Genomic DNA, 23,428 nt, shown 5'->3' with positions numbered 1-23,428 from the left:
CTATGTCGGACCGTGACAGGCCCTCAGCTTTCGACTATCGCTTTTGCCATGACGCTGCCGATTGATCCCGCCACAAACCTCGCCGCCCTTATCCGTTGCGCCTCGGTGACTCCAGCCGAAGGCGGTGCGCTGAGCGCGCTCGAAACGATGCTGAAACCACTCGGCTTCCTGGTCGACCGGCCGGTCTTTTCGGAAGACGGCACATCAGACATCGAGAACCTTTATGCCAGGCGGTCCGGCAACGGCCCGCATCTGATGTTCGCCGGCCATACAGATGTCGTGCCCGTTGGCGACGAAGCCGCCTGGACGCATCCGCCTTTTGCCGCCGAGATCGCCAATGGCGAGATGTATGGTCGTGGCGCGGTCGACATGAAGGGCGGCATTGCCTGCTTCGTCGCGGCGATAGCGCGTCATGTCGAGAAGCATGGCGGCCCCAAGGGCTCGGTCTCGCTGCTGATCACCGGCGATGAGGAAGGCCCTGCCATAAACGGCACGGTCAAGCTGCTCGAATGGGCCGCTTCCAAAGGCGAAAAATGGGACGTCTCGATCGTCGGCGAACCGACCAACCCGGATGCGCTCGGCGACATGATCAAGATCGGCCGGCGCGGCTCGCTCTCAGGTTCGGTCACCGTCAATGGCCGTCAGGGTCATGCCGCCTATCCGCAGCTTGCCGACAATCCGGTGCGCGGCCTGATGAGCCTGGTCGACGCCTTGCTGCATCCTGTCTTCGACAAGGGAACCAGGGATTTCCAGCCGACCAATCTGGAGGTCACCTCCATCGATGTCGGCAACCCGGCCACCAATGTGATCCCGGCGAAAGCCACGGCGACCTTCAACATCCGCTTCAACGACACATGGACCGCCGAGACCGTTCAGGCCGAAATCCACAACCGGCTCGACCAGGCCGCCAAGCGCAAGAAGTATCGGCCGGGCAAGACGACGCCGGTCGATTACGATCTTGTCTGGCGTGACCGGCCGAGCCATGTCTTCCTGACCCGCGACGACAGACTGATCGAGACGCTTCGCGGCTCGATCAAGGCGGTGGTCGGCAAGGAACCGACATTGTCGACTTCCGGCGGCACGTCGGATGCGCGTTTCATCAAGGATTATTGCCCGGTGGTCGAGTTCGGCCTGGTCGGCAAGACCATGCATATGGTCGACGAGCGGGTCGCCATCGCCGATCTGGAAACACTGACGCGGATCTACCAGCGTTTTATCGAAGACTGGTTCGGACAGGGCTGAGCAGCATGCTTACGGCGGACGAAACCCAAGCTTCGCTGACCGGCGCCTGGCGGCTGATGCTCGGCAAGGTCGACGGCCTGCGACTGCTCGACCTGTCGGCCGATGGGTTCTGGAATTCCTTTTTCGCCATCATCGTCGCGGCACCGGCGCTGATCGTCGGCTGGGTCGGCATCGCCAACGAGATCGGCGATCCCGATGCGTTCGCCGGCCGCTTCAGCATGCTGTTGCGCCTGGCGACGGTCGATATCGGCTCCTGGGTGCTGCCGCTCGTCGCGCTCGCTCTGGTCGCGCCGCGCGCCGGCATTGGCGGCCGCTTCGTCCACTATGTCGTCGCCAGCAACTGGGCCTCCGCCATCACCGCCTGGCTGATGCTGCCCTCGGCGCTGATCAGGCTTTTCCTGTCCTCGGCAAACCAGATTTCGAGCCTTGTGTCGCTGCTGCTTTTTGCCCTGTCGATGGTGCTGACCTGGCGCATGACCAACGCGACGATCGGCAAGGGCGCGGCGGTCGGAACCGCCGTTTTCGTCGGCATGTTCATAGCTTCGCTGCTGGTGCTGTTCGGGCTGCAGATGCTGCTTGGCATCACCGTTCCAGACGATATCGGGGCTCAGAGCCTTTCAGGGCTCTCCCCCGGGTAGACCTGCGGACTCTCTTCAGACATAATCGACGCCGATGAGGAAAAGCCCATCGGGCGGCGCCACCTGGCCGCAAGCGGCGCGGTCTTGCGCCTCCAGTGCCGCCTTGAGGTTATCGGCGGTCCAGCCGCCGTCGCCAACGCGCTTGAGCGAGCCGACCATCGAGCGGACCTGGTTATGCAGGAAGGACCGTGCCGAAGCTCTCACCTCGATCATGTCGCCCTCCCGGCTCACATCGAGCCGCTCCAACGTCCGGACCGGACTGTTGGCCTGGCACTGGGTCGAGCGGAAGGTGGTGAAGTCGTGCCGGCCGAGCAGCACTTTCGCCGCCTCGTGCATGGCGCCGGCGTCGAGCCGCTTCGGTACCCACCACACCTTGCCCTTCTCCAGCGCCGCGGGCGCACGGCGGTTGAGGATGCGGTAGAGATAGTGGCGGCCCGTGGCCGAGAAGCGCGCGTCGAAATCGTCCGGGACGATTGTCGCCTTCAGGATGGCGATATGCGCGCCCGCCGCCTGCAGATGGGCGTTGATGGCATCGCGCACCTTGTCGCCAGCCCATGCCTTGGCCAGGTCGGCATGCGCCACCTGGGCGGTCGCATGCACGCCGGCATCGGTGCGGCCGGCGGCGCGCAGCCGCACCGCCTCACCACTGAAGTTTTCGATCGCCTGCTCGATCGCCTGCTGCACCGAAGGCTGATCGGCCTGGTGCTGCCAGCCGGCAAACAGGCTGCCGTCATATTCGATGTCGAGGCGAAAACGCGGCATGCCGGGCGGCTACACGCTCTTGCCTTAAGCGGCGAGAGCGGTGAAGGCGGAAGCATAGACCAGCTTGCCTGCCTCTGGAGCGTCGCCCCAGGTCAGCGCCTGCAGCGCTTCGCCTTGGTACTCGCTCTCGAATTTTTCGGCCCGCGCGTGGCTATAACCGAAACGGCCGTAATAGGCCGGATCGCCCAGCACCACGGACAACGTCTCGCCCGCGTCCCTGAGGCGGATATGCGCCTCGCGGATCAGCGCGCCGCCAATGCCGCTGCCATGGAACGAAGGCTCCACCGCCAGCGGCGCCAGCGCCACGGCCGCGGCACTTTTTCCGCCGGTCTGAACGAACAACCGCGAAAACAGGATGTGGCCGACCACCTGGCCGTCTTCTTCCGCCACCAGTTCGACGACGGCGTCACCGCCCGTCACCAGAGCGTCGACCAGCCCGGCCTCCGCCTGCTGGCCGAAAGCGTGTTCCTCGACGAGGCGAATGGCCTCGCGATCCCGTGGCGTTGCCGCGCGTATCGACATCATGCTCATGAGAACTTCATTCCTTTTACGATCTTGGCTCCGCGCAGGAATTCCGACGCGGCGGCGGGCTTTCCGCCCGCACGTTGAACTTCGACCAGCCTGATCGCGCCTGCCCCGCAGGCGACCGTCAGCCGGTCATCGAGAATTCCTCCCGACTCGCCCAAATTGTCCAAAAGCGCCAAATCTTCGGAATGCGATTGGCCTTCGGACAGCGTCGAGCGAAGCAGTTTCAGCCGTTCCACGCGGCCGCCAATGTCAATTTCGGACCAGGCGCCGGGAAACGGCGACAGGCCACGAAGGTGGTTATGGACCTCGGCGGCAGGCCGCGTCCAATCCACATGCGTCTCGGATTTATCGATTTTTCTGGCGTAAGTCACCCCTTCCGCCGCTTGCGCGGTAAATGTCAGGGTGTTCTCTTCCAGCCGCGCCAGCGCTTCCACCATCAGGGTGGCGCCGAGGCTCATCAACCGATCATGCAGATCGCCGGCAGTCATATCGGGTGCGATTGCGCATTTTTCAAGCAATCCGACCGGTCCGGTATCCAAGCCCTCTTCCATGCGCATCACCATCATGCCGCTTTCCAGGTCGCCAGCCATGATGGCGCGCTGGATGGGTGCGGCACCGCGCCAGCGTGGCAAAAGCGACGCATGGCCGTTGATGCAGCCCAGGCGGGGTGCATCCAGAATCGCCCTCGGCAGCAGCAAACCATAGGCGACGACCACGGCGATATCGGCCTGCAGGGCGCCGAAAGCAGCCTGCTCGGCTTCGCTCTTGAGCGACGTCGGCGTGCGCACCTCGATGGCCAGCCGTTCGGCCTCGCGCTGCACCGGCGACGGCGTCAGCTCCAGTCCGCGGCGGCCCGCCGCGCGCGGCGGTTGCGTATAGACTGCCGCTATCTCATGTCCCGCTTCGGCGATGGCGCGCAGCGTCGGCACCGAAAACTCCGGCGTGCCCATGAAGATGACGCGAAGGGGCATCCCCTATCCCACCAGCTTGCCCGGCGCCTTGTCCTTGGCGAGCTTCTTGAATTTCTTCACCACCATGTCGCGCTTCAGCTTCGAGATGTGGTCGATGAACAGCACGCCGTTGAGATGGTCGATCTCGTGCTGCAGGCAGGTCGCCATCAGCCCTTCGGCCTCCATCTCCTGCAGCTTGCCGTCGCGGTCGAGATACTTCACCCGCACGGAAGCGGGGCGTTCGACCTCTGCGTAATAGTCGGGGATGGACAAGCAGCCTTCCTCGTAGACGGAGCGCGCCTCGGCGCTTTCCAGGATCTCCGGGTTGATGAAGACATGCGGCGCTGGCGTCTCGTCTTCCTTGGCGAGGTCGATCACCAGCATGCGCAGCGGCTCGCCGATCTGAATCGCCGCCAGGCCGATGCCGGGCGCGTCATACATGGTCTCCAGCATGTCGTCAGCCAGTTTGCGCAAGGGCGCGTCGACGCGCTCCACCGGCTTGGAAAGCTGGCGCAGGATGGGATCGGGAAGGATGATGAGCGGCTTGATCGGCATGGCGTCCCACGTAAGACGTCCAGCGAAAAGCGTCAACCGTTGGACCTGAGCCTCGTTCACGTTTTGATCTGTGCGAGCCCCACGAATCGGCTATGCTGTCCACATGAATGATCTGAGCACCATCCTTTCCGAGCCCGTCGCGCGGCTTGGCGCCTCGACAATCACGCTCGGCCACGCTCTCGCCTTCAGCGCCTTGTTGTTTTTCGGCCTGTTCGTGGCGCTGGTCGTCGCGCTGTGGCGGTCGGCCAAGGCGCGCGCCGTCGCCGCGGCCGAAGCCGCCGACCATGCTCGCGACGCGGAAGTGCGGATGGCCGGCATATTGCAAAGCCAGGCCGAGATGCAGGGCCGCATGGGCGCCATCGCCGAAGTGTTTGGGGCTCGCCAGGCGGAGCTGACGCAGTCGATAGGCCAGCGGCTCGATGCCATGACCGGCCGCATCGGCCAGACCATGACCGAGCAGACCAAATCCACGCATGAGAGCCTGGCCAAACTGCAGGAGCGGCTCGCCGTCATCGACACCGCGCAAGGCAACATCCAGTCGCTCGCCGGCCAGGTCGTGCAGCTGCAGGCGATCCTCTCCAACAAGCAGACGCGCGGCGCCTTCGGCCAGTCGCGCATGGAGGCGATCGTCGCCGATGGCCTGCCGCATGGCGCCTATGAATTCCAGGCGACGCTGTCCAACGGCAGCCGGCCGGACTGCCTGGTGAAGATGCCGAACGGCGCGCCGTCGCTTGCCATCGATGCGAAATTTCCCCTGGAAGCCTGGAATGCCATCCGCGCCGCCGATGGTCCGGAACTGCAAAAGGGCGCCGCCCAGGCCTTCCGCCGCGACATCGAGATCCATGTCCGCGATATCTCGGAAAAATACCTGATCCAGGGCGAGACGCAGGATACCGCCTTCATGTTCGTGCCGTCGGAATCGGTGTTCGCCGAAATCCACGAGAATTTCGAGGCGATCGTCCACAAGGCGCACCGTGCCCGCGTCGTGATCGTCTCGCCGTCGTTGCTGATGCTGTCGATCCAGGTCATCCAGGCGATCCTGAAGGACGCCCGCATGCGCGAGCAGGCGCATCTGATCCAGGGCGAAGTGATCCGGCTGATGGAGGATGTGGCGCGTGTCGACGAGCGCGTGCGCAAGCTGCAGGGCCATTTCGGCCAATCGGCCAAGGACATCGAGGACATACTGGTCTCGACATCGAAGGTAACCAAGCGCGGTCAGAAGATCGAGGCGCTGGAGTTCGGCACGCAGGCCGACGGCGATGCCGGCGCCGAGACGCCGTCACGGGCACCGGCCGCGAACCCCAGCCCGCGCGTCGCCGATTCCAAGACCGGCCAGCTCAGGTTGCGGGTCGTCGAGGGCGACGACTGAATGGATGATTCCAGACTAGACCGTCGCCACGATGACGTGTGCCTGAATTTCGGCGGCAACCGCGCCGCTGCCATGTCTTTGCGCAATCGCCGATGCTGCATAGTCCGTCGCGGCGTCGAGTTTACCGGGATCGCGGGCCTCGATTTCGGTGCGAAGAACCGTTCCCTGGCAATAGGCAACGGCGGGGATGCGTGGGGACGACGCGTGGCTCTGTTCGGCCCTCGTGTCGATCGCTACGCTGGCGAACCCTGCCTCCTCGAGGTCGCTGCGGATCAATGCGGTATCGTGGTAGCCGTGCGGCGTGCGGGCCAGGAAGCGTGGCGGATCGTCCGGAAAAATCCTCGCCAGCGCATTGGTGACATCGTCTGCAAAGACATTCTCCTCGATACGGTCCCATACGTTGAACAGAAAACGGCCGCCGGGCTTCAGCACCCGCTTTGCTTCGCGGTAGGCGGATGGGCGGCTGGGAAAGAACATCGCGCCGAACTGGCAGCAGACCAGATCGAAAGCCGCGTCTTCAAACGGCAGCGCCATGGCATCGGCCTGGCGCCACTGGATGCGGCCGTCGGGAGCCTGTCGCGAAGCGGCGTAATCGAGCATCGGCTGGTTGAGGTCGGTCACGACATAACTGGCGCCGGGAGACAGCCTTGGCGCCAGGGCGCGGGTGACCACGCCGGTACCCGCGGCGACTTCAAGGACGGCGCTCGGCGAGAAGGACGCTGCTCGCCGTGCAAGGTCCGCGGCGAATGGCTCGAAAATCAACGGCACCATATAGCGATCGTAGTTTTCAGGAATCGAGCCGGAAAAGAGCTTGTCGGCCTCCAACATGCGATTATCCACCCGTGTCTATGGCGAGCCGGCATAGCGTGGCTGGATCCGCCGATGCGAACCGCTGCTACTGGTCTTCCGCGGTGGCCATGCCTTCGAATTCCGGCAGCCAGTGCAGAGCCGATCTGTGCCACTTCTGTTGTCTTGGGATCAAATCCTGGCGTTGCCGCGCGGTGCCCACCCGGATCCCATAGAGTTTCGGGCCATCTCCGACCGATGTGGCGTAAAGGTGCGAACCGCAGTCGGCGCAAAAGGCTTGGGCGCGCTTGGCGCCGCTCGCCCCGGTCTTGGTATAGATTCTCGGCGTGCCCCTGGTGATCCGGTAGTGATCCTCGGGCGCCGGAACGGTGACGCGAAAGGCGGTGCCGGTCAGTTGCTGGCAGTCCGTGCAGTGGCAGATCGAGGTCTTTTCCGGGTCGACCTCGGCCTCATAGGTAATGGCGCCGCAATGGCAGCCGCCGTCGATCTTCATCGTCTCTCCTCCAAATCCATCGACCGATCTTAGCAAGGCAACGCGGCAGGGCAATGGCGCAGTTCTGGTCCAGGGCTAGTCGGACGCGGCCTCGATCAGCTTGCGCCGCTGTTCCCAGGTCCCCGTGGTCTGCGGCTTGACGAACAGCCGCGTGATCTCCGGCATCTCCTTCTTCAGCCGTGCCTCGATCCGTTCCACACAGGCCTCGATCTCCGGCGCCGCCAGATGGTCCTCGAACTCGATGCTGAGGCCGGCGACGATTTCTTCCGGCCCCATGTGTACGGTCAGCACGCCATTCGCCCGCTGCACCGCCGGATCCTGCTGGGCGATCGCCAGCACTTTTTTCTGCACATCGGGCGAGGCCGGCTCGCCGATGAGCAGGCCCTTGCTTTCGCGGGCGAGGAAGATCGCTGTCGCGCCGAGGATGAGCGCGATGCCGATCGAGGCGGCGCCGTCGAGCGCCGGCATTTCCAGCATCTCCGCCGCCAATATGCCAGCAAAGGCGACGATCAGCCCAAGCAGCGCCGCGCTGTCCTCGAACAGCACCGTATAGACGCTCGGGTCCTTGCTCGATTGCACGGCTTGCAGCCAGCCTTCTCCGCCCTTCTGCCGGCGGAATTCCTTCAGCGCCACCAGCCAGGAGCTGCCTTCGAACAGGAAGGAAGCACCAAGAACGATATAGTTCACCTTGACGTTGGCGACCGGTTCCGGCGCCATGATGTGGACGATACCCTCGTATAACGACACGCCGGCACCCAGCGCGAAGACCAGCAGCGCGACAATAAAACTCCAGAAATAGAGCTCGCGGCCATGGCCGAGCGGATGCGTGCGGTCGGCCGGGCGCGCCGCACGATGCATGCCGTAGAGCAGCAGGCCGCCATTGCCGGTGTCAACCAGCGAGTGGACGCCTTCCGACAGCATTGCCGAGCTGCCGGTGAAGAAAGCGGCGGCGAACTTGGTCAGCGCGATCGCCAGATTGCCGGCGAGCGCTGCGTAGATGACCGTCTTGGAGCCGCCATGCCCGGCCATGGTGTGGTGTTCCCGTTCAATCAACCAGTCTAACGGCCGAACCGCCGAAGCTCCATAAGCCTTCGCAACGCGTGAAGCTCCGGGACGTTCAGCAAAAAGGCAAAAAAGCTGGCTAGGCCGCGATCTCGTCGGTCCACACTTTGAAGCCGGCAAGTGTGCCGGGGCCGAAAATATGGGTCAACGGCACGTCCGCCGCGTCACGGCCGGAGGCAATCAAGATCCGGCCGATGCGAGGCGCGTTGTTACGCGGGTCGAAGGCATGCCAGCGGTCGCCGAGATAGACCTCCATCCACGCGCAGAAATCCATGCTCGCCCAAGGCTTCGGCATGCCGATATCGCTGATGTAACCGGTGCAATAGCGCGTCGGGATGTTGAGTGCCCGGCAGAAGGTGACGGCGAGGTGGGCGAAATCGCGGCACACGCCGCTCTGTTCGCGATAGGTTTCCGCCGCGGTCCGCGTCGGCCGGGCGTTGCCATAATTGAAAACGATGTGATTGTGGACGAAGTCGCACACCGCCTGCACGCGCGGGATGCCGAGCGGCGTATGGCCGAACAGCCGCCACGCCTCGCTGGCCAAAAGGTCGCTCTCGCAGAAGCGGCTGGGCAGCAGGAACAGCAGCGTGTCCGCCGGCAGGTCGCGCACCTCGTGCTGCCAGGCCATCAGCTCGCCCATTTCGAACGTGCCGGGGTCGCGGATCACGGCATCCGTACCGAAGGTGAAGCGCCCGGGCGGGGCGACGAAGCGATTGCACCAATTGCCGAAACTGTCGCGGTAACTCTCGATCGGCACCGACGGGTTCGAGGTCAGGAAATCCGGTCGCTCGAGATCGGAGGCGCGGGAATAGTGCACGTTGAGCATCGCGATGAGTGGCGTTTCCTGCGGGAAATCGAAGCTCATCTCGCAGCCGATGTGGATCCGCATTGTCGTCCTGACCGGCCTGCCTGACGATCACCCGGCGGAAGCACGGGTCGATGCTGCAGTGCGGGAACAACCTTGGCACGGACCGCCACGGTTTACGAGCAAATTAGAAACCGGTTGAAAGCGGCCTGCCTGCAGCTGCTACGGGCGCTGCCCTCTTGCGGCAAAGCGTTTCTCTTGTTTCACTTCGCCTCCCGCAACTGGAGGAACGAATCATGGCTAAAGGTGCGATGAAGGCAGGCAAGGAAGCCCGCAAGCCGAAGAAGGATGCCAAGAAACCAGCAGCCGCTCCCGCCCTGAAGGCGCCGCCGGTCAAGGCGATGCGAATCAAGGAGAAGTAGGCCTCGGCAAGCCAGCCGCGGCAAAATTCCACCGGCGGCGTTCGACAATGCCGCCGGGGCCGCCAGGTTGATCGGGCGTTTGGACAACTCTATATGTCCGGCGCGGGGACGACCTCGCGCCTCCCAAGAATTCGGTCGGGACGACCCGCCCATTGTGATCAGCGTCTGCGGATCGGAGTCTGTCTCCGCTCCGATGCTGGATGGAGCGTTCCCGATGTCATGGATTCTTCTGTTTTTCGCCGGCCTGTTCGAAATCGGCTGGGCGATCGGCCTCAAATACACTGACGGCTTCAGCAAGCTCGTGCCGACCGTGCTTACGGTCGCGTCGATGATCGTCAGCCTTACATTGCTCGGCCTGGCGCTGAAGGCGCTTCCCGTCGGCACCGCCTATGCGGTGTGGACCGGGATCGGCACGGTCGGCACGGCGCTGCTCGGCATCTGGCTGCTCGGCGAGCCCGCCACCGCGATCAGGCTCGCCTGCATCGCGCTGATCGTCTGCGGCATCATGGGGCTGAAGTTCGCGGCCTGACCGTACCGGCGCACAAACACGTTCAGGGCCGCTGCAAGGCGACCCTGGTTCAATGTTCGAACTTGGCTGCGCCGAAGCTAGCGGGCTGAAAAGCCCGGAGGCGTCCTGCCGGTGCGCTGCTTGCGCGCCGCATAGCGTGCGTCGCGTTTCGCCTTGCGCTCGGCCTCGTCCGCCAGCAAACGGGCGATGCGCTCGGTCTCTTCGGCTTCCTTGATCTTCGCTTCAGCCAGTGCCGCCTCTTCGGCCGCGATGCGCGCGGCTTCGGCCGCTGCCTCGCGCTCGGCCTTCTCGACCGCCTCGCGTGCCAGCTTCTCCTGCTTCAGCCTTGCCTTCTCGGCTTCGCGGATCTCACGAGCCTCGAGGATCGCCTTGCGTTCGGCCTGTCGCGCCAGCACTGCAGGATCATCTGCCGCCGGCTTTGACTTGAAGCGCTCCAGAAGCGCCTTCTTTGCCTCGTTCGCGGCATTGCGCCGCTCGAAAATGTCTTTTTCCCTGTAGATAGCCAAGTCCACTTCCCTGAAGTCAATACGCGAGGCTTACATACGCGCGAATGCCAAGAGTTCAAGCGCCAAAACGGTATGCCAGCCATGAAATTCCGCTATGTTGCAGCCGGGAGACGCCTTTCCACCCCCAAACCGACATGCACTGTTCACCGTCTGCCGCTCTGGCGGGCAGGTGCGTGCGTCGCTACCTCTAGCATAACAATCACCACACCAGGATGACACCAGATGGAACTCGGTCTCTACACTTTTGCCGACGTCAGCCCGCTACCAGGCCCCGGCGCCATCGGCCCGCACGAGCGGCTGCGCAACCTGATCGAGGAGGTCGAACTGGCCGACCAGGTCGGTCTCGACGTCTTTGGTCTCGGCGAACATCACCGGCCCGATTATGCCGCTTCCGCGCCGGTCGTGGCGTTGGCCGCTGCCGCCGAGCGCTCGAAACGCATCAAGCTGACCAGCGCGGTCACTGTGCTCTCCTCGGACGATCCGGTGCGCGTCTTCCAGCAGTTCGCCACGCTCGATCTCCTGTCGGGCGGCCGTGCCGAGATCATGGCCGGGCGCGGGTCGTTCATCGAATCCTTCCCGCTCTTCGGCTACAATCTCGAGGACTATGACGAGCTCTTCGCCGAAAAGCTCGACCTGCTGCTTGCCATCCGCGACCAGGTGAAGGTCACCTGGTCCGGCAATCTGCGCGCGCCGATCAACGATCGCGGCGTCTATCCGAGGCCGTTCCAGGACAGGCTGCCGGTCTGGATCGCCATTGGCGGCACGCCACAGTCCGCTGCCCGCGCCGGCGCGCTCGGCCTGCCGCTGGCGCTTGCCATCATCGGCGGCGAGCCGGCCCGCTTCGCGCCGCTGTTCGACCTCTACCGCGAGGCGGCCAAACGCGCCGGCAGCCATCCCAAGGATCTCGCCACCAGCATCAACGTGCACGGCTTCATCGCCGAGACGACCGAACAGGCGGCCGACGATTTCTACGGCCCGCAGGCGGAGGTGATGAACCGCATCGGCCGCGAGCGTGGCTGGGGCCCGACATCGCGGGCGCATTTCGACCAATCGCGCGGTCCCGATGGCGCGCTGTTCGTCGGCAATCCGGAGCAGGTGGCGGAAAAAATCGTCGCCCAGCACAGGATCTTCAACAATGACCGCTTCCTGCTGCAGATGGCGATTGGTACTATGCCGCACGCCAAGATCATGAAGGCGATCGAACTCTACGGCACCAGAGTGGCGCCGATCGTGCGCAAGGAGACGGCGAAGTCCGCGCCGGCCGTGGCAGCGCCGGTAGCGTAAGCCCCCGTCCCATAACCAAAGGCAAGGTCCGTCTAGGGCTTGCCGGCTAACGGAACCTTGAAGCCGTGCCGGCGTTTTCGGTCGACGGACTGCACCAATTGCGGTGCACCGTCGAGGGACCGTTATGAAACCCGAACCCGACGCGCTGGCCGCAGGCGCTGCCGAAGCGACCGAAGCGCGCGCCGTGGCGCGTGCCGACACGCATCTGATGCGCTCTTTGCTGGTAGGCATCTTCATCTTCATGAGCGTCTATGCGCTCTATTTCGGCCGCGCCTTTTTCATGCCGGTCATGCTGGCTTTCCTGCTGGCGCTGACCTTGACGCCGATCGTGCGGCTGCTGCGCAAGCACGGCATTCCCGAAGTCGTCTCGGCAACGCTTCTGGTGCTTCTGTCGATCTGCGTCTTCGCCAGCGCCGGTTACCTGCTTTCCGGCCCGATCATCGAGCTTATCAACAACACCTCGTCGATCGGTCATCAGCTTGGCGAACGGCTGGCCCAACTGCGCCGCCCCTTCGAGAAGATGATGCAGATCTCGCATCAGATCGAACAATTGACCGAGACGTCGCAGGAGCCCGGCGTCCAGAAGGTGGCGGTGGCCCAATCCGGCATCCTGTCGTCGGCCGCCAGCAACATCCTGTCGGCGGGAACAAGCCTGACCATCATCTTCGTGTTGTCGCTGTTCCTGCTCGCTTCGGGCACGATGTTCTACGAGAAGATCATCCAGTCCTTCGCCAGCCTCAGCGAAAAGAAGCGGGCGCTGCGCGTCGTCTATGACGTCGAGCGCGAAATCTCGCACTATCTGCTCACCGTCACCATCATCAATGCCGGTCTCGGCTTGGTCATCGGGCTTGGCCTGTGGGCGCTCGGCATGCCCAACCCGCTTGTCTGGGGCGTCGCCGCCGCACTCCTCAACTTCCTGCCTTATGTCGGCGCGCTGTTGACCATCGTGCTGGTCGCGGTGATGGCGCTGATCAGCTTCGACACCATTTCCTACGCGCTTCTGGCGCCGGCCTTCGTGCTGTTGTGCGATATCGTCGAAGGCCAGTTCGTGACACCGATGGTGGTCGGCAGGCGCCTGGAGATCAATGCCGTGGCGATCTTCATCGCCATTGCCTTCTGGTCGTGGCTGTGGGGCTTTGTCGGCGCCCTGACGGCGGTGCCGCTGCTGGTCGTCATCAAGGTGTTCTGCGACCATTTCGAGGGGCTGGCCCATGTCGGCAATTTTCTCGCCGCGCAGCAGACCGCCGTGGTGGATGACGAGCCGGTAGAAGAGAACACCGAGGCCGCCGCGTAGCCAACCCGTCATGTTTGCGGTGCCCGGACCGAATGCCTATATCCGGCCGGACAATGGCGGTTCCCTCCGATGAACGATGTTTCCTTCGACCTCGACGCCTATTTCGCTCGCATCGGCCACATTGGTTCCAGGGAAGCCTCGCTGGACACGCTGCGGGCGCTGCATTTCCTGCATCCGCAGGCGATCGCGTTCGAGAACATGGATCCGTTTCTTGGCCACCCGGTCCGGCTCGACCTTGCCGCGCTGCGGGACAAGATCGTCGTTGGGGGACGCGGCGGCTATTGCTTCGAACACAATTTGCTCCTCATGCACGCGCTGAGGGCGCTTGGCTTTCAGGTCGGCGGCCTGGCCGCGCGTGTGCTCTGGGGCCAGAGCGAGGACGCCATCACCGCACGCGGCCACATGCTGCTGCGCGTCGAACTCGATGGCCGCACCCATATCGCCGATGTCGGCTTCGGCGGCCTGACCCTGACCGCGCCACTGCTGCTCGAACCGGGCCTGGAACAAAAAACCCCGCACGAGACATTCCGCATTGTCGAGGCCGACGATCACTTCCGCCTGCAGGCCTTGATCGGTGGCGACTGGCGCTCGCTTTACCGCTTCGACCTGCAGCCGCAATACGAGGTCGACTATTCCGTCACCAACTACTTCCTGTCGACCAGCCCAACATCGCATTTCCTCTCCTCCGTCATTGCCGCACGCGCCGCGCCGGACCGGCGCTATGCGTTGCGCGGCAACCGCCTGTCGATCCACCACCTTGGCGGCCGCACCGAGCAGACGGAGATAGCCACCGCCGCCGAACTCGCCGACACGCTGGAAGGTCCGCTCGGCATCATCATTCCCGACCGCGCGGCCTTCGAGGCCAAGGTGCGTGAGAAGAAGATCGTGGAGACCAACGCATGACCGAACTGTCCGTTCTCGACCTGTCGCCGATCGTCGAAGGCAGCAATGCCTCGCAGTCGCTGGCCAACTCGCTCGATCTCGCCCGCCATGCCGAGCGGCTGGGCTACAAACGCTACTGGCTGGCCGAGCACCACAACATGCCGGGCATCGCCAGCGCCGCCACATCCGTGGTCATCGCCCATGTCGCCGGTGGCACCAGGACAATTCGTGTTGGCGCCGGCGGCATCATGCTGCCCAATCATGCGCCGCTGGTCATCGCCGAGCAGTTCGGCACGCTGGCCGCCTTGTTTCCCGGCCGCATCGATCTAGGCCTCGGCCGGGCCCCCGGCACCGACATGAACACCGCGCGCGCCTTGCGCCGCAACCTCGAGGCCGGCGCCGACAATTTTCCGCAGGATGTCGTCGAACTGATGGGTTATTTCCTCCCGGCCGAGGAAGGCCAGCGCATCAGGGCCGTGCCAGGCGAGGGCCAGAATGTGCCGATCTGGATCCTCGGCTCCAGCCTCTATGGTGCGCAGCTCGCCGCCATGCTCGGCCTGCCCTATGCCTTTGCCTCGCATTTCGCGCCGGCCGAGCTCGATCACGCGCTGGACATCTACCGCTCGCGCTTCCAGCCATCGGAACAGCTCGACAAGCCGCATGTCATGCTCGGCCTCAATGTCTTTGCCGCACCTACCGATGCCGAGGCGCGCCTGCTGTTCACCTCGCTGCAGCAGGCCTTCGTCAATCTGCGCACTGGCCGGCCAGGACGATTGCCGCCGCCGGTCGAAAACTATGATCGCGATCTCGACCCGATGGCCAAGACCATGCTCGGCCAGGCGCTGTCCTGCGCCGTCGTCGGCTCTCCCGAAACGGTCCGCCAGGGCATCGACGCCTTTGTGCGCCGGACCGGCGCCGACGAGCTGATGGTCACCGCGCAGATATTCGATCACGCTGCGCGGGTGCGGTCGTTCGAGATCCTGGCAGAGGCGCACAAATCGCTGTCCCAGGCGGCCTGATGTTTGTGTCTCGCCGGGTCCTTTTGTCGGTAGCGATGCTCTGCTAAGTGCGGAGCATCCAGAGGCAAGAGCGAGCTTTCCCATGACCCTTGATCTTGACGCCCGCACGCAGTTCGCCATCGACCTAGCGCGGCGGGCAGGCGAGCTTGGGCTCAAATATTTCCGCGATCTGGAAAGCCTGACCATCGAGAGCAAGGGCCATCAGGACCTGGTCTCGCAAGCCGACCGCGAGGTCGAGCTGTTCATCCGCGCGGCCATCGCTACCGACTATCCGCAAGACGGCATCGTGGGCGAGGAACATGCCTCGGTCGCAGGTTCGACCGGCTATGTCTGGGTCATCGATCCCATTGACGGCACCGCCAATTTCGTGCGCGGCATTCCGGCCTGGTGCGTGGTGATCGCTTGCGCAAAGGACGGCGAGACGGTCGTCGGCGTCATTCATGAACCATCTACCGGCGAGACGTTCCACGGCCGGCTCGGCGGCGGCGCCTTCGTCAACGGCAGGCCGGTCAAGACGAGTGCGGCGACCAGCCTTGAAGAAGGATCGGTGGGGACCGGATTCTCGAACCGCGCCGAGGCCGACAACATCGCCGTGCTGATCAAGAAGATCCTCGCCGAAGGCGGTGTCTTCTTCCGCAACGCGTCCGGCGCCCTGATGCTGGCCTACGTCGCCTCTGGCCGGCTGCTTGGCTATGTCGAGGAACACATGAATGCCTGGGACTGCCTGGCTGGCATGCTGTTGATCGAGGAGGCCGGCGGCACGGTTCTGAAGGCAGATCCCAAGACGGTGCTGCAAAGCGGCACACAGGTCATATCAGGCGGCAAGGGTGTCTTTTCGAAACTGCAGGCGCTGTGTTCAGGCGTGTTCGCGGCTTAAGCGCTCACGCTCTGCACTATTGCCGCGACCGGTCGGCGCGAATTGCGCATCACCAACCGGCTTTACGCCAGCTTCGCCAGCAGCCTCGTGAAGGTGGCGATCTCCTTGGCCGAGAGCGGCGCCAGCGTTTCCCTGGTGATCTCGCGCGCCAGCGGGATCAGCCGGTCGATCGCGTCGCGGCCCTCAGTGGTCAGATTGACCAGCAGCCGCCTTTTGTCGACCTCATGCTTGGAGAGCTCGACCAGGCCGCGCGCCTTCAGCCGGTCGATGACACCTTTTACCGTCGCCGCATCCATGGCGATCAGCGTGCCGAGCTGGTTCTGCGAGGTCTCGCCGACATCGCGCAGCTTGGCCAGGGCGGCGAATTGCGGCGGCGTCAGGTCGCCGATATGCGAGGCGAAGATCGAAACATGGCGCTGATGCGCCTTGCGCAGGATGAAGCCGACCTGCTCCTGCAGGAGGTAGTCCTGATCATCCGGCGCCTCGACCTCGACCAGTTTGAGCAGATTGTCCTCGCCGCTCACCGCAGCCCGTCCCAGGCCTTGATGTCGGTGGCCGCCAACCCGCCCATGCGGTTGTGAACCCGTGGCCCGCAGGTCATGGCCAGGCAGAAAAGAATCTCGTCGGGGCGAGGGCCGTCACTGACACCGACTTCCATGGCGTCGAAATGGCTGCGCACATAGGCGGCGTTGATGTGGCCGATCGGCACGTCGAGCTTCGAGCCGAAAGCGCCGACCTTCTTGGCCGACGGCACGATCGCCTTGGCGTCGCCGAGCCGTTCGCGCATGGCATAGCCGCCCGGCACATGCCACAGCGCGCCGTGCTCCAGTTCGCCCGCCGTGCCGACGATGGCGCCCTTGCCATAGCCGTCGATCTGCTTGACGTCGCCGCCGAGTGCGGCGATCAGCCGGTCGGCGAGCAGCAGGCCAAGCGGCTTCAGATCGTCCATGGCGCTTTGCAAATCCTCGGCATAACGGCCGGCGAACGGGTTCTTGACCACGGCCATGGCCGCGGCACGCCGGCGCGGCACGTCAACGGCCGGCCCGCCCTCATGAAAGATCTCTTCGCTCAGCACCGCTATCTTGCGGATCGGAAACTCAGGCATGGGAAATCTCCTCCGGTTCATGCTTGTTGGGCGCGGCGAGCGCAACGGCGCCGCTGATGCGGGCCTCACCGCCAAGAAACAGCGCCGATCCGGCAATCAGCCCGCGCCGGCGAAAATCTTCGGCGACGGCAAGGCCATTGTCCAGCGCCCGCGTCACTTCGGCAAATCCAAGCGTGCCGACCGCCTGCGTCACCAGGCGCTCGCCAAGATCGCTGTCGGGCGACAGGTCGCGTGCGGGCATGCGGCTGATGGCCGGATTGCCGGGCAGGTCCACCGCGTTGGCGATGAGCGTCGCCGCCGCATCGGCCTCGGCGCCTGTGCGCGCCAGCACGGTGACGGCATCGGCAATGCCAAGCGAGAAAGACCGGCCGCGCCAGCCGCTGGTGGCGACGCCACCTATGCCATCCTCGGCGCGGATCGTAATCCGGTCGGCCATGCCGTTGCCGGTGCCCGCGACCGCCAGGCCGATCGTCGTGCCCGTGCCGAGGTGAAGGGCGCTGTCGCCGCCATTGTTGACGTAGGCACGATCAAGCCTGCGGCCGGCCAGCAGCGCGGCGAGAATTTCGTCGGCTACCGATCCGGCAACGGCTGCCATCGGCGTGATGAAGCATTCCGCGAGCGGCATGACGGCCGCCTCCATGCGCCGCGCCGTCGGACCGGCGAAACTGCGCGGCGCCAGGAAAAATGCCGGCAGCCGCAATTCGGGGAGCTCCTCGACCAACTCGATCAGCATCGTCTGGAAGCGCGTGACGGCCTGCTCGTAGGCCGCGCGACGCTCATCCGCATCGCCAAAAGCCTCGACGATCAGGTCGATCGGCCCATGGTTGAGATGCAGCCGCCTGCCATCCTGCAGCCAGTGCGCTTGCGGGCCGTCCATCACCCGATCCCGTTCGAACCGGCGCGGTGCAATTGCGCCAGCGGTGGCCATGGATTGCTGGTCGGCGCACCGGTGCCCCGCCGCGGATTGAGATACTCGCCGCCCTTGGCGACGATATCCTCGAGACTGCGGATTTCGGCCTCGTAGCCGCCGAGCCTGACATAATCGTCGCGGCGCAGCGTGAATTCGATCGGCGCCACCAATGCCGGTGTCGGCACATAGCCGAACGCGCCTTCCGGCACACGGGTCACATCGACCATCAGCGTTATGCCGCCGCCCGGCCAGACATAGACCGGCGCACCGCCGACGGTGACATAGGTCTTCAAGCCTTGCACGGAGCGGGTGAGATTGACCGGGTTTTCGGTGACGCCGGCACGCAGCGAGCCGCCGGCGCCGCCGATGAACAGCACCGTGCACAGTGCCGGCTCGCAATTGTCCTCGATCAGCCCCACCGACTTCTGCAGCCGATCCGGAAATGGCTTTTCGATCGGCTTCAATTCGTCGTCGAGTTCGTAATAGGCGAATTGCTCGCCGGTGGTCGAAACCATCAGCAACGACAGGCCGGGACGGGCGCCCTTCTTGGCGTTCCACTCGCCGAGGATCGACAGCGGGTCGGAAATCGAGGTGCCACCCCAGCCGAGCCCGGGCTCGGAGACCTTGAAATAGCGGCCCGGCGTCGAACGGCGGCCGATGATTTTGATGCCCGTATCCTGCCAGCCCAGCACCTTGCCGGCCTGATGCTCGGAGACAACCCCGGTGATGTGGTCGTCGACCACCACCACCTCGTCGACCAGCCCGCGCCATTGCGTGGCGAACATGCCGATGGTGGCCGAGCCGCAGCCGACGCGCATGCGGTGTTCCTGCTTGCCGTCGATTACAGGTGGTTTGCCGGCTTCGACAATGATGGTGGCGCCGCCATCGATGGTCAGTTCCACCGGCTTGCGGTTGCACAGATCAAGCAGCGCGTCGCAAGTGGCGCGGCCTTCCGATTTGGAGCCGCCGGTCAGATGATGCACGCCGCCCAGCGACAGCATCTGCGAACCGTATTCGCCCGTCGTGACATGGCCGATCGCCTCGCCCGCCGCGCGCACAATGGCTGTCTCGGGGCCGAGATGACGATCGGTGTCAATCTTCACCTTGACGCCGCAATACGAAAAAATACCCTCGGTGACGACAGTGATGAGATCGACGCCCTCGACCTCCTGGCTGACGATGAAGGGCGCCGGCTTGTAGTCGGGATAGGTGGTGCCGGCACCGATGGCGGTGACGAAGCGGCGGCCCGTGTTGACCAGTTCGCCGTCCCATGCCTCGCCTTCAGCGATGAAGGGCACGATTGCCGCGCCGGTTTCCGCCGCATGGTCGAGGATGGTCAGCGGATCCATGCGCACGATACGGCCGCCGGCATTGCCGTAGCGGTCGCAGGCGCCGGTGCGGCCATCCGCGATGTAGCACATGACAGGGCAGGCATCGCAGCGGATCTTCTCCGCCACCAGTTTCTCGCCGGGATCATGGGTGTCAAAGCGCTCGGCAAGCTCGCTCATGCGCGTGCCTCCTTTTCGCGGATTGCGGCGCGGATCCGCGTCGGCGTCGCCGGGACCTTGGTGATGAGGACGCCGGTGGCATGGCGGATGGCGTTGAGGATCGCCGGTGCCGTCGGGATCAGCACATGCTCGCCCAACCCCTTGGCGCCGAACGGTCCCTCGGGATCGGGAACCTCGACCAGTATGGTCTGGATCGGCGGTACGTCGCCGATGGTCGGAATGAGGTAGTCGTGCAGATTTTCGGTGCGGCCGGGAATGTATTCCTCCATCAGCGCCATGCCGATGCCTTGCGCGATGCCGCCTTCGATCTGGCCCTCGACCAGCAGCGGGTTGATCGCCTTGCCGACATCATGCGCGGCGGTGATTTTGATGAGCTTCACCGTGCCGAGCTTGAGATCGACCTCGAGCTCGGCGATCTGCGCGCCGTAGCCGTAGACGGCATAGGGCTTGCCCTGGCCCTTGGCATCGAGCGGCAGTGTCGGCGGATCATAAGTCTCTTCGGCGCCGAAGACGAAGCCATCGGCATCCACGTCGAGCGAGGCGAGATCGATACGGCGTGTCGCCTCGCCCTCGCGGATGACGATCGCCGCGCCGTCCAGTTGCAGAGACGCCTTTTCGGAGACGTTGGCAAAGCGCAGGATCTTGTCGCGCAAGGCCCGTCCAGCCCTTTCAGCCGCCTTGCCGGTCACAAACGTCTGGCGCGAGGCCGATGTCTTGCCGGCGTCGGGACTGATCGCCGTATCGGCGCTCTTCAGCCGGAATCTTTCCAGCGGCAGGCCGAGCGCGTCGGCGCAGATCTGGGTGATGACGGTGTTCGAGCCCTGGCCGATGTCGACGGCGCCCTGGTGCAGGACGACATCGCCGTCAGCCGCGATGCCGACCCGGATGGTCGACGGGTTGGGCAGTGAGGTGTTGCCGCAGCCATACCAGCACGAAGCCACGCCGACACCGCGCTTTCTATCCCGGTTGGCGTTGTTGAAAGCGTCCGCGTCAGCCTCCGCCCGCGCCCAATGTGGCCGCAAGGCTTCGAGGCACTCGGCAATACCGACGCCGGACTCCAGTCTCTGCCCGGTAACCGTTTCGGAGCCGTTCCGAAGGCAGTTTCTCAGGCGAAACTCGAGCCGGTCGATGCCAAGCTTGCCAGCCAGCTCGTCATAGAGTGTCTCCTGCATGATCGTCGCCTGCGGCACGCCGAAGCCACGGAAGGCGCCCGAGATCGGACCATGCGTGTGGATGGCGCGGCCCTCGGCGCGGTAGTTGGGCGTCGCATAGGGTCCGGAGGCATGCACCGGCACGCGGTTGGCCACCGTCGGACCCCAGCTGGCATAGGCGCCGGTGTTGAAATCGCCTGAAAAGATCATGCCTGTGACAAGGCCGTCGGCATCGGCGCCGATGGTCGCCTTCATCTCCGAGGGATGGCGCTTGGTGGTCGACATCATCGATTCGTTGCGGGTGTACGCAAGGGTGGCCGGTCGCCCGGTCTTCAGCGCTACCAGGCCGATGAGAGGCTGCAACGATACGTCGAGTTTCGAGCCGAAGCCGCCGCCGGTCGCGGTCGGGACGATGCGCACCTTGTCGACGGGAAGACCGAGCACCTTCGCGGTGTCGTCGCGGTCCATATAGGGTGCCTGGGTGCAAGCGACGACGACCAGGGTGTCACCATCGAGATATGCATACCCGGCTTCCGGTTCGATATAGGCGTGCTCGACATAGGAGGTGTCTATAGCGCCGGACACGGTGAAGGCAGCACCGGCGAGCGCTGCGTCTGGATCGCCACGCTCGACAAAGCCGGAGGTTAGCAGATTGGCTGGGCGGTTTTCATGGATCCACGCAGCGCCGTCGGCCCGCGCTTCCGCAGGGTGCAGGAGATGCGGCAATTCGGCCCAGCGGACCGGGAAATCCGACAGATCGAGGTCGAGGATAGCCTCGCGCTCACCGGCGACCAGCGCCACTGCTTCGCCGCGAAATCGCGCAAACCCTTCGGCCAGCGCCGGCTGGTCGGCGAATGGGCCGATCACGCCGAAACAGTTCTTGCCCGGGATATCGGCCGCCACGAACACACCTGTAATGCCGGGATGCGCCCTCGCCCAGCCGTCGAGATCGCCGAAGGTAAAGCTGGCATGATAATGCGGCGAGCGGACCACCAGCACCGACAACGCGTCGGTCGGGAAGGAATCACCACCGAATTTCTCGTCGCCGGTGACCTTCGGCACGCCGTCGAGCCTGACGGGTGAGGAACCAATGGCGTGGCCGGACCGAGGCAGGCGGAAATCGAGATCCGCGCCTTGCAGGGAAGCTTCCATCACCGCCGCGATGATCTTGCGATAGCCGGTGCAGCGGCAGAGGATTCCGCCCAGCGCATCCTGCACTTCGGTCTCGCTCGGTGTGGGATTGGCGTCCAGCAGCGCTGTCGCCGCCACCAGCAGCGCCGGCGTGCAGATGCCGCATTGTGCCGCGCCATGGGCAAGGAAAGAGGCCTGCAATGCCGACAGCCGGCCATTGGCCAGTCCTTCGACGGTCGTCACCGCCGTCCCCGATACCGAGGCAGCCGGCATCAGGCAGGCGCAGACGGGGTCGCCGTCGACCAGCACCGTGCAGGCACCACAATCGCCGGCGTCGCAGCCGACCTTGGTGCCGGTCATCTGCAATTCGTCGCGCAGCACCTGGGATAGCCGGCGAAGCGGCGGCACGTTGACCGAAACGGCGGCGCCATTGACCGCGAAGGCAATGTCGGCGCGTGCAAGGCCAGACTGCGCTCTGCCCCGATCGAGCAGGGCCTCATCCGGCAGAACCTGGCTTATGTCGGTCTGAGCGTTGCTCATCTCGGGCTGAGCCTTGTTCATGCCACCGCCACCATATGCTCGTTCATCGGTCCGGCGGCGGCCAGCGCGGCCCGGACAACAATCTCGCGCACGGCGTCGAGCCGGTATTCGGCGCTGCCGCGCACATCGGCGATCGGCGACAGTTCTGTCATCGGCGCGGACCGGATCGCGGCAGCGAGCCTGCCATCGGCCGGCAATCCCCGCAGCGCCTTTTCGACGCCGGCAAGCCGTCTGGCGACAGCCGAGCAGGAGCCGACGGCAATTGCGGCCTCGGCGACAGTGCCATTGTCCACGACCAGACGCGCCGCCACCATGGCAATGGAGATGACGAGGTAGCGCCGCGCGCCAAGCTTGACGAAGGCCGACGTGCCGGCGGTGGCCGTCCTTGGCACGCGGATGGCTGTCACCATTTCGCCGGGCTGCAAGGCGGTGCGTCGGTTGCCGAGAATGAAATCCGGCAAGGGCAGATGACGCGTCGCGGTCGCCGAACGCAGTTCGACCTCGGCATCGAGCACGATCAGGCCGGGCACGCCATCGGCTGCCGGCGAGGCATTGCAGAGATTGCCGGCGACGGAAGCGACGTTCTGGATCTGCGGCGAACCGACTTCCCGCGCCGCCTGTTTCAGCGCGTCGAAGGCCGGCGGCAAGGCATGGCGGATGATGTCCGTCCAGGTCGTGCGCGCGCCGATGACAAAATGGACATCCGTCTCGGCGATGCCGCGTAGCGCGGCGAGACCGTTGATGTCGAGGACATTGTCGCGAAAAGGCCTGCTGCCCTGTGCCGGATAGAAATCCGTACCACCGGCAAGGATGCGCCAGGCGCCTTCGCCAAGCAAAGCGAGCGCTTCGTCAATCGTGGTGGGTTTCGCGTAACGGATCACGCTGTGCCTTCCCAGAGAGCGGGCCTTCCCCGAATTTGGCCCTCCCAGGGCGTTTACCCCAGGTATGATCTTGCCGGTCCACAAAACCGGAAATTCATTCGTATGCAAATGATATCAAGCCGGCGGAATTTGTCAAAGCCAGAGTTGTGGCCATCGTCCCGGCATGCGCGCATTCAAC

General features: G+C 64.6%; 25 protein-coding genes. 10 read left to right on the top strand and 15 right to left on the bottom strand.

The features are described 5' to 3' along the window. Positions 1 to 48 precede the first annotated feature (48 nt). Positions 49 to 1,242 carry a succinyl-diaminopimelate desuccinylase gene (gene dapE / locus EB233_RS03165; RefSeq protein WP_064990112.1) on the top strand — a complete coding sequence of 398 codons (1,194 nt, stop codon included), beginning with the start codon at positions 49 to 51 and terminating at the stop codon, positions 1,240 to 1,242. 5 nt (positions 1,243 to 1,247) lie between these two features. Then, positions 1,248 to 1,880, top strand: coding sequence for a transporter (locus EB233_RS03160; protein WP_064990113.1), 633 nt, complete (start codon positions 1,248 to 1,250; stop codon positions 1,878 to 1,880). A 15-nt stretch (positions 1,881 to 1,895) separates the two neighbouring features. Here the strand turns inward: EB233_RS03160 and truA are convergent, their stop codons facing one another. From truA to def, 4 genes are read right to left on the bottom strand one after another with little or no spacing between them, the layout of a single operon-like run. Beyond that, entirely contained in the window at positions 1,896 to 2,642 is a 747-nt protein-coding gene (gene truA, locus EB233_RS03155; protein ID WP_064990114.1) for a tRNA pseudouridine(38-40) synthase TruA, read from the bottom strand. 24 nt (positions 2,643 to 2,666) lie between these two features. Beyond that, complete coding sequence (locus tag EB233_RS03150) at positions 2,667 to 3,173, bottom strand: GNAT family N-acetyltransferase (RefSeq protein ID WP_064990115.1); 507 nt, start codon at positions 3,171 to 3,173, stop codon at positions 2,667 to 2,669. Then, the gene (fmt, locus tag EB233_RS03145; protein ID WP_064990116.1) at positions 3,170 to 4,141 is read right to left on the bottom strand and encodes a methionyl-tRNA formyltransferase; all 972 of its coding nucleotides are present in this window, start codon (positions 4,139 to 4,141) and stop codon (positions 3,170 to 3,172) included. Before fmt ends, EB233_RS03150 begins: the two co-directional genes overlap by 4 nt. A 3-nt stretch (positions 4,142 to 4,144) precedes the next feature. Next, positions 4,145 to 4,675 (bottom strand): peptide deformylase, encoded by a 531-nt coding sequence (gene def, locus EB233_RS03140; RefSeq protein WP_027052918.1) that lies wholly within the window; start codon positions 4,673 to 4,675, stop codon positions 4,145 to 4,147. 103 nt (positions 4,676 to 4,778) lie between these two features. On the opposite strand from def, the gene EB233_RS03135 reads away from it, so the two are divergent. Beyond that, entirely contained in the window at positions 4,779 to 6,044 is a 1,266-nt protein-coding gene (locus EB233_RS03135; protein ID WP_064990117.1) for a DNA recombination protein RmuC, read from the top strand. A 15-nt stretch (positions 6,045 to 6,059) separates the two neighbouring features. Here EB233_RS03135 and EB233_RS03130 read toward each other — a convergent pair whose 3' ends face one another. The 4 genes from EB233_RS03130 to EB233_RS03115 form a co-directional block, all read right to left on the bottom strand. Beyond that, a complete protein-coding gene (locus EB233_RS03130) occupies positions 6,060 to 6,872 on the bottom strand; it encodes a class I SAM-dependent methyltransferase (RefSeq protein ID WP_064990118.1) in 813 nt (270 codons plus the stop codon). 67 nt (positions 6,873 to 6,939) lie between these two features. Further along, the gene (locus EB233_RS03125; protein WP_064990119.1) at positions 6,940 to 7,344 is read right to left on the bottom strand and encodes a GFA family protein; all 405 of its coding nucleotides are present in this window, start codon (positions 7,342 to 7,344) and stop codon (positions 6,940 to 6,942) included. Positions 7,345 to 7,419: 75 nt separating this feature from the next. After that, positions 7,420 to 8,373: a cation diffusion facilitator family transporter gene (locus tag EB233_RS03120; RefSeq protein ID WP_064990120.1), complete on the bottom strand. Its 954-nt coding sequence runs from the start codon at positions 8,371 to 8,373 to the stop codon at positions 7,420 to 7,422. Between the two features lie 112 nt (positions 8,374 to 8,485). Next, a complete protein-coding gene (locus EB233_RS03115; protein WP_027052923.1) occupies positions 8,486 to 9,295 on the bottom strand; it encodes a transglutaminase-like domain-containing protein in 810 nt (269 codons plus the stop codon). A gap of 212 nt (positions 9,296 to 9,507) precedes the next feature. On the opposite strand from EB233_RS03115, the gene EB233_RS32115 reads away from it, so the two are divergent. Together EB233_RS32115 and sugE are read left to right on the top strand one after the other, a co-directional pair. Beyond that, the gene (locus EB233_RS32115) at positions 9,508 to 9,633 is read left to right on the top strand and encodes a hypothetical protein (RefSeq protein ID WP_081294138.1); all 126 of its coding nucleotides are present in this window, start codon (positions 9,508 to 9,510) and stop codon (positions 9,631 to 9,633) included. A gap of 214 nt (positions 9,634 to 9,847) precedes the next feature. After that, entirely contained in the window at positions 9,848 to 10,162 is a 315-nt protein-coding gene (gene sugE, locus EB233_RS03110; protein ID WP_064990686.1) for a quaternary ammonium compound efflux SMR transporter SugE, read from the top strand. A gap of 77 nt (positions 10,163 to 10,239) precedes the next feature. Here sugE and EB233_RS03105 read toward each other — a convergent pair whose 3' ends face one another. Next, positions 10,240 to 10,668 carry a DUF6481 family protein gene (locus EB233_RS03105; protein WP_064990121.1) on the bottom strand — a complete coding sequence of 143 codons (429 nt, stop codon included), beginning with the start codon at positions 10,666 to 10,668 and terminating at the stop codon, positions 10,240 to 10,242. A gap of 222 nt (positions 10,669 to 10,890) precedes the next feature. Here EB233_RS03105 and EB233_RS03100 point away from each other — a divergent pair, with 222 nt between their 5' ends. The 5 genes from EB233_RS03100 (at position 10,891) to EB233_RS03080 (ending at position 16,024) form a co-directional block, all read left to right on the top strand. Continuing rightward, positions 10,891 to 11,952: an LLM class flavin-dependent oxidoreductase gene (locus EB233_RS03100; RefSeq protein WP_064990122.1), complete on the top strand. Its 1,062-nt coding sequence runs from the start codon at positions 10,891 to 10,893 to the stop codon at positions 11,950 to 11,952. A gap of 124 nt (positions 11,953 to 12,076) precedes the next feature. After that, the gene (locus EB233_RS03095; protein WP_064990123.1) at positions 12,077 to 13,246 is read left to right on the top strand and encodes an AI-2E family transporter; all 1,170 of its coding nucleotides are present in this window, start codon (positions 12,077 to 12,079) and stop codon (positions 13,244 to 13,246) included. 69 nt (positions 13,247 to 13,315) lie between these two features. Continuing rightward, on the top strand, positions 13,316 to 14,149 hold the full coding sequence (locus EB233_RS03090) for an arylamine N-acetyltransferase family protein (protein WP_064990124.1): 834 nt from the start codon (positions 13,316 to 13,318) through the stop codon (positions 14,147 to 14,149). Beyond that, the gene (locus EB233_RS03085) at positions 14,146 to 15,147 is read left to right on the top strand and encodes an LLM class flavin-dependent oxidoreductase (RefSeq protein WP_064990125.1); all 1,002 of its coding nucleotides are present in this window, start codon (positions 14,146 to 14,148) and stop codon (positions 15,145 to 15,147) included. The genes EB233_RS03090 and EB233_RS03085 overlap by 4 nt, the downstream gene beginning before the upstream one ends. A gap of 82 nt (positions 15,148 to 15,229) precedes the next feature. Continuing rightward, complete coding sequence (locus EB233_RS03080) at positions 15,230 to 16,024, top strand: inositol monophosphatase family protein (RefSeq protein WP_064990126.1); 795 nt, start codon at positions 15,230 to 15,232, stop codon at positions 16,022 to 16,024. 62 nt (positions 16,025 to 16,086) lie between these two features. Here EB233_RS03080 and EB233_RS03075 read toward each other — a convergent pair whose 3' ends face one another. Genes EB233_RS03075 through EB233_RS03050 form a run of 6 tightly spaced genes read right to left on the bottom strand, consistent with a single transcriptional unit; the run spans position 16,087 to position 23,250 of the window. Next, positions 16,087 to 16,548 (bottom strand): MarR family winged helix-turn-helix transcriptional regulator, encoded by a 462-nt coding sequence (locus EB233_RS03075; protein ID WP_064990127.1) that lies wholly within the window; start codon positions 16,546 to 16,548, stop codon positions 16,087 to 16,089. Further along, entirely contained in the window at positions 16,545 to 17,129 is a 585-nt protein-coding gene (locus EB233_RS03070; RefSeq protein ID WP_064990128.1) for an amino acid synthesis family protein, read from the bottom strand. The genes EB233_RS03075 and EB233_RS03070 overlap by 4 nt, the downstream gene beginning before the upstream one ends. Further along, positions 17,122 to 18,006 (bottom strand): UPF0280 family protein, encoded by an 885-nt coding sequence (locus tag EB233_RS03065; protein WP_064990129.1) that lies wholly within the window; start codon positions 18,004 to 18,006, stop codon positions 17,122 to 17,124. Before EB233_RS03065 ends, EB233_RS03070 begins: the two co-directional genes overlap by 8 nt. After that, the gene (locus EB233_RS03060) at positions 18,006 to 19,547 is read right to left on the bottom strand and encodes a 6-hydroxynicotinate reductase (RefSeq protein ID WP_064990130.1); all 1,542 of its coding nucleotides are present in this window, start codon (positions 19,545 to 19,547) and stop codon (positions 18,006 to 18,008) included. The genes EB233_RS03065 and EB233_RS03060 overlap by 1 nt, the downstream gene beginning before the upstream one ends. Further along, positions 19,544 to 22,390: a molybdopterin-dependent oxidoreductase gene (locus EB233_RS03055; RefSeq protein ID WP_244277701.1), complete on the bottom strand. Its 2,847-nt coding sequence runs from the start codon at positions 22,388 to 22,390 to the stop codon at positions 19,544 to 19,546. The genes EB233_RS03060 and EB233_RS03055 overlap by 4 nt, the downstream gene beginning before the upstream one ends. Continuing rightward, positions 22,387 to 23,250 carry an FAD binding domain-containing protein gene (locus tag EB233_RS03050; protein WP_064990131.1) on the bottom strand — a complete coding sequence of 288 codons (864 nt, stop codon included), beginning with the start codon at positions 23,248 to 23,250 and terminating at the stop codon, positions 22,387 to 22,389. Before EB233_RS03050 ends, EB233_RS03055 begins: the two co-directional genes overlap by 4 nt. Positions 23,251 to 23,428: the final 178 nt, after the last annotated feature.

The organism is Mesorhizobium erdmanii (genome assembly GCF_013170725.1).
Lineage (GTDB): Bacteria > Pseudomonadota > Alphaproteobacteria > Rhizobiales > Rhizobiaceae > Mesorhizobium > Mesorhizobium erdmanii.
This window is presented reverse-complemented; position numbering and strand designations above follow the sequence as displayed.

Bases quoted from the DNA above. Each gene is read 5' to 3' on its own strand.
- dapE (WP_064990112.1), top strand. From the start codon at position 49: ATGACGCTGCCGATTGATCCCGCCACAAACCTCGCCGCCCTTATCCGT.
- EB233_RS03160 (WP_064990113.1), top strand. From the start codon at position 1,248: ATGCTTACGGCGGACGAAACCCAAGCTTCGCTGACCGGCGCCTGGCGG.
- truA (WP_064990114.1), bottom strand. From the start codon at position 2,642: ATGCCGCGTTTTCGCCTCGACATCGAATATGACGGCAGCCTGTTTGCC.
- EB233_RS03150 (WP_064990115.1), bottom strand. From the start codon at position 3,173: ATGAGCATGATGTCGATACGCGCGGCAACGCCACGGGATCGCGAGGCC.
- fmt (WP_064990116.1), bottom strand. From the start codon at position 4,141: ATGCCCCTTCGCGTCATCTTCATGGGCACGCCGGAGTTTTCGGTGCCG.
- def (WP_027052918.1), bottom strand. From the start codon at position 4,675: ATGCCGATCAAGCCGCTCATCATCCTTCCCGATCCCATCCTGCGCCAG.
- EB233_RS03135 (WP_064990117.1), top strand. From the start codon at position 4,779: ATGAATGATCTGAGCACCATCCTTTCCGAGCCCGTCGCGCGGCTTGGC.
- EB233_RS03130 (WP_064990118.1), bottom strand. From the start codon at position 6,872: ATGTTGGAGGCCGACAAGCTCTTTTCCGGCTCGATTCCTGAAAACTAC.
- EB233_RS03125 (WP_064990119.1), bottom strand. From the start codon at position 7,344: ATGAAGATCGACGGCGGCTGCCATTGCGGCGCCATTACCTATGAGGCC.
- EB233_RS03120 (WP_064990120.1), bottom strand. From the start codon at position 8,373: ATGGCCGGGCATGGCGGCTCCAAGACGGTCATCTACGCAGCGCTCGCC.
- EB233_RS03115 (WP_027052923.1), bottom strand. From the start codon at position 9,295: ATGCGGATCCACATCGGCTGCGAGATGAGCTTCGATTTCCCGCAGGAA.
- EB233_RS32115 (WP_081294138.1), top strand. From the start codon at position 9,508: ATGGCTAAAGGTGCGATGAAGGCAGGCAAGGAAGCCCGCAAGCCGAAG.
- sugE (WP_064990686.1), top strand. From the start codon at position 9,848: ATGTCATGGATTCTTCTGTTTTTCGCCGGCCTGTTCGAAATCGGCTGG.
- EB233_RS03100 (WP_064990122.1), top strand. From the start codon at position 10,891: ATGGAACTCGGTCTCTACACTTTTGCCGACGTCAGCCCGCTACCAGGC.
- EB233_RS03095 (WP_064990123.1), top strand. From the start codon at position 12,077: ATGAAACCCGAACCCGACGCGCTGGCCGCAGGCGCTGCCGAAGCGACC.
- EB233_RS03090 (WP_064990124.1), top strand. From the start codon at position 13,316: ATGAACGATGTTTCCTTCGACCTCGACGCCTATTTCGCTCGCATCGGC.
- EB233_RS03085 (WP_064990125.1), top strand. From the start codon at position 14,146: ATGACCGAACTGTCCGTTCTCGACCTGTCGCCGATCGTCGAAGGCAGC.
- EB233_RS03080 (WP_064990126.1), top strand. From the start codon at position 15,230: ATGACCCTTGATCTTGACGCCCGCACGCAGTTCGCCATCGACCTAGCG.
- EB233_RS03070 (WP_064990128.1), bottom strand. From the start codon at position 17,129: ATGCCTGAGTTTCCGATCCGCAAGATAGCGGTGCTGAGCGAAGAGATC.
- EB233_RS03065 (WP_064990129.1), bottom strand. From the start codon at position 18,006: ATGGACGGCCCGCAAGCGCACTGGCTGCAGGATGGCAGGCGGCTGCAT.
- EB233_RS03060 (WP_064990130.1), bottom strand. From the start codon at position 19,547: ATGAGCGAGCTTGCCGAGCGCTTTGACACCCATGATCCCGGCGAGAAA.
- EB233_RS03055 (WP_244277701.1), bottom strand. From the start codon at position 22,390: ATGAACAAGGCTCAGCCCGAGATGAGCAACGCTCAGACCGACATAAGC.